The organism is Arthrobacter sp. HY1533 (genome assembly GCF_027568515.1).
GTDB lineage: Bacteria > Actinomycetota > Actinomycetes > Actinomycetales > Micrococcaceae > Specibacter.
The window spans coordinates 41,048-53,454 of sequence record NZ_JANKZF010000003.1 but is presented as its reverse complement, the minus strand read 5'-3'; the positions used below and the strand labels follow the sequence as shown (position 1 = coordinate 53,454).

The 12,407-nt window shown below is 67.5% G+C and carries 9 protein-coding genes; 7 read left to right on the top strand and 2 right to left on the bottom strand.

Translation table 11 applies throughout. The features are described from left to right. Positions 1-1,110, bottom strand: a complete 1,110-nt coding sequence (locus PCK14_RS03545) for a PLP-dependent cysteine synthase family protein (protein WP_269937087.1) — start codon at positions 1,108-1,110, stop codon at positions 1-3. Positions 1,111-1,174: 64 nt separating this feature from the next. Between PCK14_RS03545 and PCK14_RS03540 the strand changes: the two genes are divergently transcribed. The 7 genes from PCK14_RS03540 (at position 1,175) to PCK14_RS03510 (ending at position 8,367) form a co-directional block, all read left to right on the top strand. Further along, positions 1,175-2,050, top strand: coding sequence for a sulfurtransferase (locus PCK14_RS03540; RefSeq protein ID WP_269937086.1), 876 nt, complete (start codon positions 1,175-1,177; stop codon positions 2,048-2,050). Then, a complete protein-coding gene (locus PCK14_RS03535) occupies positions 2,047-3,096 on the top strand; it encodes an NAD(P)-dependent alcohol dehydrogenase (RefSeq protein WP_269937085.1) in 1,050 nt (349 codons plus the stop codon). The genes PCK14_RS03540 and PCK14_RS03535 overlap by 4 nt, the downstream gene beginning before the upstream one ends. A gap of 41 nt (positions 3,097-3,137) precedes the next feature. Then, positions 3,138-3,566 (top strand): HIT family protein, encoded by a 429-nt coding sequence (locus PCK14_RS03530; RefSeq protein ID WP_269937084.1) that lies wholly within the window; start codon positions 3,138-3,140, stop codon positions 3,564-3,566. A 72-nt stretch (positions 3,567-3,638) separates the two neighbouring features. After that, positions 3,639-4,199 carry a winged helix-turn-helix domain-containing protein gene (locus tag PCK14_RS03525; RefSeq protein WP_269937083.1) on the top strand — a complete coding sequence of 187 codons (561 nt, stop codon included), beginning with the start codon at positions 3,639-3,641 and terminating at the stop codon, positions 4,197-4,199. Beyond that, a complete protein-coding gene (locus tag PCK14_RS03520) occupies positions 4,196-5,449 on the top strand; it encodes an MFS transporter (protein WP_269937082.1) in 1,254 nt (417 codons plus the stop codon). Before PCK14_RS03525 ends, PCK14_RS03520 begins: the two co-directional genes overlap by 4 nt. 85 nt (positions 5,450-5,534) lie before the next feature. After that, the gene (locus PCK14_RS03515) at positions 5,535-6,548 is read left to right on the top strand and encodes a matrixin family metalloprotease (RefSeq protein WP_269937081.1); all 1,014 of its coding nucleotides are present in this window, start codon (positions 5,535-5,537) and stop codon (positions 6,546-6,548) included. 58 nt (positions 6,549-6,606) lie between these two features. After that, positions 6,607-8,367 carry a BCCT family transporter gene (locus PCK14_RS03510; protein ID WP_269937080.1) on the top strand — a complete coding sequence of 587 codons (1,761 nt, stop codon included), beginning with the start codon at positions 6,607-6,609 and terminating at the stop codon, positions 8,365-8,367. Here the strand turns inward: PCK14_RS03510 and hrpA are convergent. Beyond that, on the bottom strand, positions 8,364-12,392 hold the full coding sequence (hrpA, locus tag PCK14_RS03505; protein ID WP_269937079.1) for an ATP-dependent RNA helicase HrpA: 4,029 nt from the start codon (positions 12,390-12,392) through the stop codon (positions 8,364-8,366). The genes PCK14_RS03510 and hrpA overlap by 4 nt on opposite strands. Positions 12,393-12,407 lie beyond the last annotated feature (15 nt).

Sequence of the window (12,407 nt, the reverse complement as noted above, 5' to 3'; positions counted from 1 at the left end):
TCAGCCGTTCCACGTCCCCGTGGCGAAGAACTGTTCGATGGTGCCAAGGTGCGGGGCCGGGTCCAGGCCCTTTTCCGCCAGCCACGCGGGGTTGTTGTAGCTGCCGGCGTAGCGCTCGCCGCCGTCGCACATCAGTGTCACAATGCTGCCCTTCTGGCCCGCTGCCACCATCTGTGCCACGAGCTGCCACACGCCCCACAGGTTGGTGCCGGTGGAGGGGCCCGCGTGCATGCCCGTCAATTGCTCAAAGTGCCGCATGGCCGCAACGGACGCGGCGTCGGGCACCTCCATCATGGTGTCGATGACGCCCGGGACAAAGCTCGGCTCGGCACGGGGCCGGCCGATGCCCTCGATGCGGGAGGACCGCCCCGTCACCACTGTCATGTCGTTGGCCTGCCACGCGGGCAGGAACGCCGATCCTTCAGGATCCACCACGGCCAGCTGCGTTGCGTGTGCGTGGTAGCGGATGTAACGCCCGATCGTGGCGGAGGTGCCGCCCGTGCCGGCCCCCACAACCACCCAGGCAGGTTCGGGGTGCTGCTCGTGGGCCAGCTGGCTGAAGATGGACTCGGCAATGTTGTTGTTGCCGCGCCAGTCTGTGGCGCGCTCGGCATACGTGAACTGGTCCATGTAGTGGCCGTTGCATTCGGCCGCGATGGCAGCCGCCGCTGAGTAGACCTCCCCGGCCGCATCCACCAGGTGGCAGCGCCCGCCAAATTGCTCAATCAGGGCAATCTTCTCCGGGCTCGTTGTGCGCGTCATGACGGCCACAAAGTCAAGGCCCAGAAGCTGGGCAAAGTAGGCCTCGGAGACGGCTGTGCTGCCCGAGCTGGCTTCCACCACTGTGGTGCCTTCATTGATCCAGCCATTGACCAGGCCGAACAGGAACAGGGAACGGGCCAGCCGGTGCTTGAGGCTGCCTGTCCGGTGGCAGGACTCGTCCTTCACGTACAGGTCCACGCCCCATTGCGCGGGCAGCTCGATCTTGTACAGGTGGGTGTCGGCCGAGCGGTTGTTCTCTGCCTGGACCCGGGCTATCGCGTTGCGGGTCCAGTCCCGGCAGGCGGGGGCGGCAGGCGGCGTGGCGGTGTTCTGTGCAGCGGGGTTCATAGGCCAAGTGTATGCACTGGCGTAGATTTGAAGCAGCCCAACGCCCAGTTCCAAGGAGCCGCACATGCCCGTCCTGATCACCGCAGCCCAGCTCAACGAGAGGCTCGCCGCCGGTCGGCGCACAGTCCTGCTGGACGTCCGCTGGGTCCTGGGCGACCCCCACGGCCACGGCCACTATCTGGGCGGCCACATCCCCGGGGCCGTGTTCGTTGACATGGATGCCGAGTTGGCCTCACATGGCGCGCCGCAGGATGGCCGCCACCCGCTGCCCGCCGAGGCAGATTTTGCCGCCACCGTGCAGCGTTGGGGCATCAATGCCGGTGACACTGTGGTGGTCTATGACGACGCCGGGGCTGCCGCGGCCGCCCGTGCCTGGTGGCTGCTGCGCCACGCAGGTCTGGCGGATGTCCAGCTGCTCGACGGCGGGCTGGCGGCCTGGCGTGCGGCCGGCCTTCCTCTGGCGGCAGGCGAGGTGCACGCGGAGCCGGGTGACGCCGTCGTCCGCTTTGGTGCCCTGGACACGATTGACGCCGACGGCGCGGCAGCCTGGGATGGGGTCCTGCTCGACGCCAGGGCGGGCGAGCGGTACCGCGGCGAGGTGGAGCCCATCGATCCGCGGGCTGGGCACATCCCGGGGGCCGTGAGTGCCCCGACCACCGAAAATCTGGCGGGGGACAAGGCGTTCCTGCCGGCCGCGGAGCTGCGGGCACGGTTCGCCGCACTGGGTGTGGATGCCGAAACGCCCGTGGCCGTCTACTGCGGCTCCGGCGTGACTGCCGCGCACCAAATCGCGGCGCTGGAGATAGCCGGTTTCAAGGCCGCGCTGTTCCCGGGATCGTGGTCGGCCTGGTCCAACCAGCCCGGGCGCCCCGTTGCAACAGGTGCCGCCGCCAGCCCCGCTGGTGGCAGTGCCTCCGCCGGGGATAGGGTTGAAGCATGACCCAAGTAAAGGCTTACGAAGCCGTCTCTGCCACGTCCGGGCTCCAGCCGGGCACCATTGAGCGCCGCGAACCGGCCGCCCACGACGTTGAAATTGCCATTGAATTCTGCGGCCTGTGCCACTCCGATGTGCACACCATCCGCTCGGAATGGGGACCCGCCAAGTACCCGCTGGTGCCCGGGCACGAAATCGTGGGCATCGTCAGCCGCGTGGGCGACGGCGTGGAAGGCTTTACCGTTGGCGAGCGGGTGGGCGTTGGCTGCATGGTTGATTCCTGCCGCGAATGCGAATCCTGCCTTGAGGGCTTCGAACAGTACTGCGAGGTGGGCAACACCGGCACGTACGGCGTGGTGGACAGCCGCAACGGCGGCGTCGTGACGCAGGGCGGCTATGCGCAGTCCATCGTGGTGGATGAGAACTACGTGCTGCACATCCCCGAAGGCATGGACCCCGCCGCCGCCGCGCCCCTGCTGTGCGCCGGCATCACCACCTACTCGCCGCTGCGCTACCTCGACGTGCAGGACGGCGACGCCGTGGGCGTGATTGGCCTGGGCGGCCTGGGCCACATGGGCGTCAAGATCGCCAAGGCCCTGGGCGCCACCGTCACAGTGTTCACCACCTCGCCGGCCAAGGCCGACGACGCGCGGGCACTGGGCGCCGACAACGTGGTGGTCTCCACCGACCCCGAGGAGATGGCTGCCGCCAAGGAATCGCTCAACGCCATCCTTGACACGGTTGCCGCCGTCCACGACCTCAACCCGTACCTGCGCACGCTGGCCCGCGACGGCGCCCTGATCCAGCTGGGCCTGCCCTCGGAGGACATGCCGCCGGTTGACCCCGGGCTGCTCATCCGCAAGCGCCTGGCCTATGGCGGCTCATTGATCGGCGGCATTGCCGAAACCCAGGAAATGCTGGACTTCTGCGCCGAGCACGGCATTGTCTCCGACATTGAGCTGGTCACAGCCAAGGAACTCGACGCCGCCTACGACCGCATGGTTGCCGGCGACGTCAAGTACAGGTTTGTGCTGGACGCCGCAACCATCTAGACCGGCACCCATCCGTACGGCACCTCGAACAGGAGCACTTCTTGAGCACGTTGTTTAGCAAGATCATCGCAGGCGAGATCCCCGGCCGCTTTGTGTGGAAGGACGCCGACTGCGTCTCCTTCCTGACCATCGGGCCCCTGACGGACGGCCACGTCCTGGTGGTGCCGCGCCAGGAAGTGGACAAGTGGACCGACGCGTCCCCCGAGCTCATGGGCAAGCTCATGGGTGTTGCGCAGACCATCGGGCAGGCCCAGGTGGCGGCCTTCGGGGCCCCGCGCGCCGGGGTCATCATTGCTGGCTTTGAGGTGGAGCACCTGCACGTGCATGTGTTCCCGGCGTACGGGCTGGACAACTTCAGCTTCGCCGCCGTGGACAACAACCCGGACCCCGCCGCCCTGGACGCCAGCGCCGTGAAGCTGCGCGAGGCCCTGCGCGCCGCCGGCCACGGGGAGTTCGTCCCCGAGGCCTGAGCCGGCCAAGCCCCAAAGAACTCTTTGCAAAGAAACCTTTGCAAAGAGTTCTTTGCGTTCTAGGCTTGTGCCATGGACAGTTCGGGAAAGACAGTATCCGACCTTGAAACGCTCAAGGCCATCGCCCACCCGCTGCGCATGGGCCTGCTGGCGGCCTTGCGCGAACACGGCCCGGCCACGGCCTCGGAGCTTGGCCGCAGGCTGGGGGAATCCAGCGGCTCGGCGTCGTACCACCTGCGCCAACTGGAACGCTACGGCTTTGTGGCAGACGACGACGCCAAGCAATCCCGCCGTGAACGCCGATGGAAGGCGGTGCACCGGCAAACCGATTTCCGCACGGAGGGCTTCGGCTCCGACGTGGCCGCCCAGGCGTTGATGCGGGCGGCCACGGGCCACAGTGTGGACTACCTGATGGAGAATGTGGGCGACTACCTCCGCGGCGGCCTGGCGCCGGAGTGGGAGCCGGTCCTTGGCATCAACGACTGGCTGCTGCGCCTCACCCCCGAGGACGCGGCCGAGCTCATGGACCGCATCCAGGGCCTCCTGGCGGACTTCGCATCACGGGAGTCCGATTCACCGGACGCCCGGCCGGTTGCCTGGCACGTACTGGCCCTTCCCCGGCGGCCGCAGTGAGCCTCCGGGCAAAGTTCTGGCTGTTGACGGCCCTGCGCTGGCTGCCCGCGGGGCTGCTCATCCCCGTCTACGCGCTCCTGCCCCTGCACCGGGGGCTGAGCATCGCCGAGTTTGGTGCGGTGTTGTCGGTCCAGGGCATCGTGGTTCTTTTCCTGGAGCTGCCCACTGGCGGGTTTGCCGATTCATGGGGCCGCCGCCCGCTCATGGTGGCCGCGGCCCTGTTTGCCCTGGCCTCCTACTCAATGTTCGCCTTCGCCGGGACGCTGGGCTGGTTCATGGCAGCCTCGGCGTTGCAGGGCGTGTTCCGGGCCTTGGACAGCGGCCCGCTGAACGCCTGGTTCGTGGATGGGACCCTGGCCGCCCGCAGCGGCCCGGGCGGCAGCGGCGACACCGTGGCGAAGGGCATCTCCGGCGCCGGAACTGTCATTGGCTCATCCATTGCCCTCGGCGCTTTGGCCTCCGGGGGCCTCATTGCCTGGCACCCGTTTCCGGCCCTTGATGCGCTGGCCACCCCGTTCCTGGCCGCCGCCGTGCTGACGCTGGCGCAGATAGCCGCCACCCTGCTCCTCATGCGTGAGGAACGCCCCGCCCACGCCTCCTCCTTGTGGGATTCCGTCCGGGCCACCCCGCGCACCATTGCCGACGGCGCCCGACTGGCCCTGCGCAACAGGGTCTTGCGCGCCCTGCTGGGTGCCAGCCTGTTCCTGGGCTTCGGCATGGTGGGCTTTGAACAATTCATGCCCATTCGGCTGTCCGAACTCCTGCACAATCCCGAGCTGGCCGGCGTCGCCATGGGCCCGGTGTCGGCGGCGGCCTGGGCAGTGTCCGCCGCGGGAGCCGCCGCAGTTCCGCTGCTGCTGCGGCGCTGGTCCCTGCGCCATGCTGCCGTGGTGCTTGCCGTGGCCCAGGGCGCCACTGTGGTTGGCATGGGCCTGGCAGCCGGCCCCGCCGGGCTGGTCGTTGCGTTCTTCGCCTGCTATGCCGTGCACACGGCCTATGGCGCCATTTACGAGACCATGCTCCATGCCGAGGTCGACGCCGGGCACCGCGCCACCGTGCTGTCCCTGGCCTCCATGGTGCTTCAGCCCGCAGGATCGCTCGGGGCCCTGGTGCTTGGGCTCGTTGCCACGGGGGTCTCCAGCGGCGTGGCGTTGGTGGTGGCCGGGGCGGCACTTGCCTGTGCCGCCCCGCTGCTGCTGGTCCGGCCCGTTGCCGCTCCTGCAGACAGGGCATCCCTGCGCCGGGCTTGACCCGTGGCCTAGTATTCTTCCCAACAGCTCTTTGGACACTTATTGGGGGTCACCATGGCGGGTTCGGCATGAAGGTTGGGGCACCGTGAGCGGGCCGGACCCGCAGGACAGCAAGCGGCTGCCGAGTTCGCCGTCCGGGCGGACCCCGCAATGGGTCCACGACGAAGAAGTGCGCCGGCTGGTCAGCGCCATGCACGGCAACGAACCGGTGCCCCCGCGCCGGAGCGGCCGGAGGCGCCGGCACCCGGCGCGGATTCTGCTGACAGTGTTGCTGGTCCTCTTCGTGGCCGTGGCCGGCACCTGGTACGCGGCCCCCAGCCTCGCCGGGAAGATCACCGCTGCCATCGTTGGCGAGCAGTTCACGGATCCGGCCCAGGGGGCGGGGCTGTTCTCCGGCGGTTTCACTGACTTCCCGCCGCACGGGGTCGAGGCACAAAAGGAGCCGCTGGGATCCCCGCCGCCGGTGGCGGAGCCCAATGACAGCTATTCTTTCATTCACAGCGGCACGCGGCAGGACCCCATTGCCTACGATCCCTGCCGCCCCATCCACTACGTGACCCGCCCCGACAACGCCCCGCCCGGGGCCGCCAAGCTGGTGGCGGACGCCGTGGCGGCAGCCTCCAAGGCCAGCGGCTTCGAGTTTATTGACGACGGCGCGACTGACGAGTCCTTCGATGAGAAGCGGGAGCCCTACCAGCCCGAACGCTACGGAAAACGCTGGGCGCCGGTGTTGATCGTCTGGGAGACGGTTGCCGAAGAGCCGCAGTTCACCCTGGACGTCAAGGAGGGCGATCCGTTCCTGGCCGGCCTGGGCGGCAGCCAGGGCATCACGGGGGACCAGGGCAGCACAGTGTTTGTCACTGGCACCGTCCAGCTCAATGCGGAGGGCCTGGCCAAGGCCTTGGCCGAACCCACCGGGGCGGCCGGGGTGGGTGCGGTGATCCAGCACGAACTGGGCCACGTGCTGGGCCTGGGCCATGTGCAGGACGCCACCCAGCTCATGTACGAGCACGGCCAACAGGAGGTCACCACCTTTGCCGCCGGGGACCTCACGGGGCTGTCGAAACTCGCCCAGGGCAAGTGCTTCCCCAACCATTGACACGGCCCGGGTGGCCGAAACCCGGCGGGGATTGGGGGAGTGGGCCTATGCTGGGGAAATGTCAGAGACCAAGTCCGCCCCGCCCGTCCACCGCTGGGTCTTCTGGCCGGCCGCCACCATTGTCCTGGTTTTTGCGTCCTTCGCGATGGTCGCCCCGGACACCGCCGAGCAACTGTTTTCCAGCATCCAGGGCACCATTGTGGGCTACTTCAACTGGTACTACGTGCTGCTGGCCACCGCCCTTGTCATCTTCAGCTTGTGGGTGGGTTTCGGCAGGTTCGGCGACATCAAGTTGGGCCGCGACGACGACGAACCCGAGTTCTCGCTCGGCTCCTGGTTCTCCCTGCTCTTCGCCGCCGGCATGGGCATTGGCCTGGTGTTTTACGGGGTCAGCGAACCCCTGAGCCACTACGCCTCGCCCAAGCCCGGCACCACGGGCACGCCCGGCGAGCTCGCCCAGCACGCCTTCTCACAGACCTTCCTGCACTGGGGTGTCCACGCCTGGTCCATCTACGTTGTCCTGGGACTGGCCCTGGCCTACGCCATCCACCGGCGCGGCCGGCCCGTCTCCATCCGCTGGACGCTTGAACCCCTCTTCGGCAGGAAGGTCCGCGGCGGCCTGGGCAACATCATCGACATTGTGGCCCTCGTGGGCACGATCTTCGGTGTGGCCACCTCGCTGGGGCTCGGCGTGCTGCAGATCAGTGCCGGGCTCGAAAGCGCCGGCCTGATCACCTCTTCGATGTTCATTGACCTGGTCATCATTGCCGTGGTGACCTGTTTCGTGCTGTTCTCGGTGCTTTCCGGCGTGGGCAAGGGCATGAAGTGGCTCTCCAACACGAACCTGATCCTGGCCGGCATCTTCGTGGTGTTTCTGCTCGTGGTGGGGCCCACCCAGTTCCTGCTGCGCAACTTTGTCCAGTCCACCGGCAACTACCTGCAGGACCTTGTGGGCATGGCCTTCAACGTCAGCGCCTTCTCCGGCGCCGAGGGCGAGGCCTGGCAGTCCACCTGGACCACGTTCTACTGGGGCTGGTGGATCTCCTGGGCGCCCTTCGTGGGCATCTTCATCGCCCGCATTTCCAAGGGCCGCACGGTGCGCCAGTTCGTGGCCGGCGTCATCCTGGTGCCCACCCTGGTCACGTTGCTGTGGTTCAGCGTGCTGGGCGGCACGGCCATCTACTCCGAGCTTTCCGGCAAGGGCGGCCTGGTTGGCGCGGACGGCACTGTCGATGCCGCAGGGGCCTTGTTTGCCACCCTGGCCCAGCTTCCCGCCGGCTCCGTGCTCACCATTGGCGCCATCTTGATGATCGTGATCTTCTTCGTGACCTCGGCCGACTCCGGCGCACTTGTCATGGGGATGATTGCCAGCGGCGGCGACGTGGAACCGAAGAACTGGATCCGCATCTTCTTCACCCTGGCCACGTCCCTGCTGGCCAGCGCACTGCTGCTCTCCGGCGGCCTCGAGGCCCTGAAGACGGCCGCGATCATCATCGCACTGCCTTTCAGCGTGGTCTTGATCCTGGTCTGTTTCTCCACCTACCTGGCGTTTTCCCGCGAGGCCCGCGCCTACGACAAGGCCAAGCGCCTGGCCTTCGTGGAACACATCGGCGACTTCTACGGCCTGGAGGTGGAGGGGCCCAACACGGATTCCTCGCTGCTGAGCCTGCGAAAGCTCACGGCCCGGCTGCGCGGACGCCTCCCGGCCGACAAGCGCCAGCACATCGACCCGTTCGGCCACCACGCCAAGGGGACGGCCGAGGGGCCGAAGGCCCCGGCCGATCCCGCTGCCCCGGCCGGGCCAGACACAAAAACCTAGGCCATCGCCTTGGCCAGGGCCACCCGGATCCGCTTTTCCGACACCGAGTAGGCAGTGCCCAGCTCCACGGCGAACAAGCTCACGCGCAGTTCCTCGATCATCCAGCGGACGTGCACCAGCCCGGCCGTTGAACGCTGCCCGGGCAGCAGTGCCGCCATGGCGTCGTCGTACTCGTCCTCGAGGCGCTGCACTATGGCCATCGACTGTCCGTCGCGGGCCACGTTGTTGGGCAGCTTCTCCAGCCTGCGTTCGATGGCCGTGAGGTAGCGGGGCAGCTGGCTGAGCTGGGCAAAGCCCGTCTTCGCCACGAACCCCGGGTACACCAAAAGTTCCAGCTGTTGCTTGATGTCATTCAGCGCGCTGATGAGCGGCAGGCTCGTGGTCTCGCGCAGCTTCTTCTGGATGCGCATGTTCGAGGCCAGGACCTTCTCCACCACTGCCGTCACCGAGAACACCGTGTCTATGAGCTCGGCCCGCACCATCTCGTACAGCGCGTCGAAGTCCTTTTGGGTCCACGGGAGTGCGGCAGGTGTGAGCTTGTCGATCGTGGCCAGCGTGCAGTCCGCAATCAGCTCCGTCACCGAACCATGCGGGTTCTGGCTGAAGGTCAGCTTCTCCGTGTTGCTCAAATGGTCCAGAACGTACCTGTCCGGGGAAGGCACGCGCAGTGCCAGCAGCCGGATCACGCCGCCGCGCATGGCGGCATCCGCGGCATCCTGGCGCTGGAACACGCGGACTCCGGCCGTTGCGCCCTCGTCCACGAGTGCGGGGTAGCCCGTCACGGTGTGCCCGCCCACCAGGCGCTTGACCTCGCGGGGGAGCGTGCCCACGTCCCAGGCGGTGAGCCCGGAGCGTTCCTGGATGCCCTCGGTGGTTGAGCTTGTCGAAACCCGGGCGTCGGTGGTTGAGCTTGGGGCCACGGCCGCGAGGGACCCGCCGCGAGCTTGCGAGTGGGGGGAGCGGCTGGGGAGCGAGACCCCTGATCTCGACAAGCTCGATCCCCGGTTATCAGCCGATCCCCGGGGTCCGGTGGTTGAGCTTGTCGAAACCCGCCCGGCCTGCGTCGTCTTGGGCGTGGCGCCGAGCGATTCGGCAATGGCCCGGCGGGTGGCACCGGCCAGCTTGGCCTGCAGATCGGAGAGGTCCTGGCCCTCCTCCAGGATCTTGCCGTTCTTGTCCACCACGGAGAATGTCATGCGCAGATGGCTCGGCACGGCGTCCCAGTTCCAGGAGCCGGGCGGGATCACATGGCCCTTGATCCGGCGCAGGGCAAGCTCCAGCGAGGGCTCCAGCTCGTCCACTGCGGGGTCGAAGTCCTCGGCCAGTGCGGCGGCGGCCTGCCGGGCAACGTCCGGGGCCGGGATGAAGTTCTTGCGGATCGCCTTGGGCAGCGACTTGATGAGCGCCGTGACCAGCTCGGCCCGCAGGCCCGGGATCTGCCAGCGGAACTGGGGCTCGCTGAGCTGGTTCAGGAACAGCAGCGGCACCTGCACCGTCACGCCGTCGGACGGGTTGGGGGCGGCACCGGGCGCCGTGGGGTGGAACTCGTAGGAAAGGGGCAGCTCGAACTCGCCCTGGACCCAGGTCTTGGGGAACGCGGCCTCGTCCAGGGCGGGTTCCTCGGCCATGACCACGTGCGTGTCGAAGTCCAGCAGCGCCGGGTTCTCGTGCCGGGCGTTCTTCCACCACTTGTCGAAGTGCCGCTCGGACACCACGTCCCCGCCCACGCGCTCGTCGTAGAACTCAAAGAGCGTTTCGTCGTCCACGCGCAGGTCGCGGCGGCGCATGCGGGTTTCCATTTCCTCAACCTCGGCCAGCAGGGCCTGGTTGCGGTGGAAGAACTTGTGGTTGGTGTGCCAGTCGCCCTCCACGAGGGCATGGCGGATGAACATCTCACGGCACAGTTCCGGGTCGATCCGGCTGTACTGGATGCGACGGTCCGGCACAATGGGCACGCCGTAGAGCGTGACCTTCTCATGCGCCATGACGGAGCCGTTGCGCTTGGACCAGTGCGGCTCGCTGTACGTGCGCTTGACCAGGTCCGGGGCCACCTGCTCGGCCCAGAGCGGGTCAAACTTGGCGGCCACGCGGGCCCACAGGCGCGAGGTCTCCACGAGCTCGGCGGCCATGACCCAGTCGGGCGACTTCTTGAACAATGCAGAGCCCGGGAACACCATGAACTTGGTGCCGCGGGCGCCGGCGTACTCGCGCTTGCGCTGGTCGTACAGGCCAATGTGGCTCAGCAACCCCGTCAGCAGGCTCATGTGCACTGCGTCGTGGTTGGCCACCGGGTCAATGTCATTGCCCGACACCTTGATGTCCAGCGACTTGCCCATTTGCTTGAGCTGGGTGAACAGGTCCTGCCATTCCCGCACGCGCAGGTAGTTGATGAACTCGGCCTTGCACAGGCGGCGGAACGCGCTGGAGGACAGCTCGTCCTGCTTCTCCTTGATGTAACGCCACAAGTTCAAAAAGCCCGTGAAGTCGGAGTGCTCGTCCACAAAGCGCTTGTGCTTTTCCTGCGCCAGCTGCTGCTTGTCGGTGGGGCGTTCACGCGGGTCCTGGATGGTCAGCGCGGCAGCGAGCACCATGACCTCGGCGGCCACGCCGCGCTTGGCTGCCTCAACGATCATGCGGCCCAGCCGGGGGTCAACAGGGAGCTGCGAGAGCTGGCGTCCGACGCCGGTGATCCCGCCCTGGGCGGTCACGGCGCCGAGCTCGCGCAGCAGGTTCACGCCGTCGGTGATGGCCCGGGAGTCCGGCGGCTGGACGAACGGGAACTTCTCCACGTCCTTGGGCCCCTTGGCAACGCCCATGGCCGTCATCTGCAAGATGACTGCCGCCAGGTTGGTGCGCAGGATTTCCGGGTCGGTGAACTCGCTCCGGGCGTTGAAGTCCTCCTCGGAGTACAGGCGGATGCAGATGCCGTCGGAGACACGGCCACAACGGCCCGAGCGCTGGTTGGCGCTGGCCTGCGACACCCGTTCGATGGGCAGGCGCTGGACCTTGGTGCGGTGCGAGTACCGGGAGATGCGCGCCGTCCCGGGGTCAATGACGTACTTGATACCGGGCACCGTCAGTGACGTCTCCGCCACGTTGGTGGCCAGCACGATCCGGCGGCGGTTGCCCGTCGTGAACACTGCATGCTGCTCGGCCAGGGACAGCCGGGCGTACAGGGGCAGGATCTGGACGTCGCGCAGCCGCGGGTTGGTCTTGACCCGGCCGGCCAGGGCATCGGCGGCGTCGCGGATTTCGCGCTCGCCGGAGAAGAAGATCAGGATGTCCCCGGGTGCTTCCTTGGACAGTTCGTCCACGGCGTCGCACACGGCATCCAGCGGGTCCCTGTCCTCCTCACTGTTGCCCCCGTCAAGGCGGCGGTCAGTGCGGGAGTCAAGTTCGTCGTCGTCCTCGGCCGAACCGTCCAGGGGGCGGTAGCGGATCTCGACGGGGAAGGTGCGCCCGGAAACCTCAACGATGGGCGCAGGTCCCTCGGGGGAGGCGAAGTGGTTGGCGAAGCGGCCGGGGTCAATGGTGGCCGAGGTGATGATGACCTTCAAGTCCGGGCGCTTGGGCAGGATCTGGCGCAGGTAGCCCAGGATGAAGTCAATGTTCAGGGAGCGTTCGTGGGCCTCGTCAATGATGATGACGGAGTACTTGCGCAGGAGCCGGTCGCGCTGGATTTCGGCCAGCAGGATGCCGTCGGTCATGAGCTTGATCTTGGTCTGCGGGCCAACGTGGCCGGTGAAGCGGACCTGGAAGCCCACCTCCTCGCCAATCTTCACGTCGAGTTCACTGGCGATGCGCTCGGCCACGGTGCGCGCGGCAAGGCGGCGCGGCTGCGTGTGGCCAATGAGGCCCTTCTCGGCCAGGCCCAGTTCCACGCACATCTTGGGGATCTGGGTGGTCTTTCCGGAGCCTGTTTCACCGGCGATGATGGTGACCTGGTTGGCGGCGATGGCGGCCATGAGGTCCTCGCGGCGCTCCGAGACGGGAAGCGCGGCGGGGTAGCTGATAGTCAAAGTCATGGTGCCACCCAGTTT

Bases quoted from the DNA above. Each gene is read 5' to 3' on its own strand.
- PCK14_RS03545 (WP_269937087.1), bottom strand. From the start codon at position 1,110: ATGAACCCCGCTGCACAGAACACCGCCACGCCGCCTGCCGCCCCCGCC.
- PCK14_RS03540 (WP_269937086.1), top strand. From the start codon at position 1,175: ATGCCCGTCCTGATCACCGCAGCCCAGCTCAACGAGAGGCTCGCCGCC.
- PCK14_RS03535 (WP_269937085.1), top strand. From the start codon at position 2,047: ATGACCCAAGTAAAGGCTTACGAAGCCGTCTCTGCCACGTCCGGGCTC.
- PCK14_RS03525 (WP_269937083.1), top strand. From the start codon at position 3,639: ATGGACAGTTCGGGAAAGACAGTATCCGACCTTGAAACGCTCAAGGCC.
- PCK14_RS03510 (WP_269937080.1), top strand. From the start codon at position 6,607: ATGTCAGAGACCAAGTCCGCCCCGCCCGTCCACCGCTGGGTCTTCTGG.
- hrpA (WP_269937079.1), bottom strand. From the start codon at position 12,392: ATGACTTTGACTATCAGCTACCCCGCCGCGCTTCCCGTCTCGGAGCGC.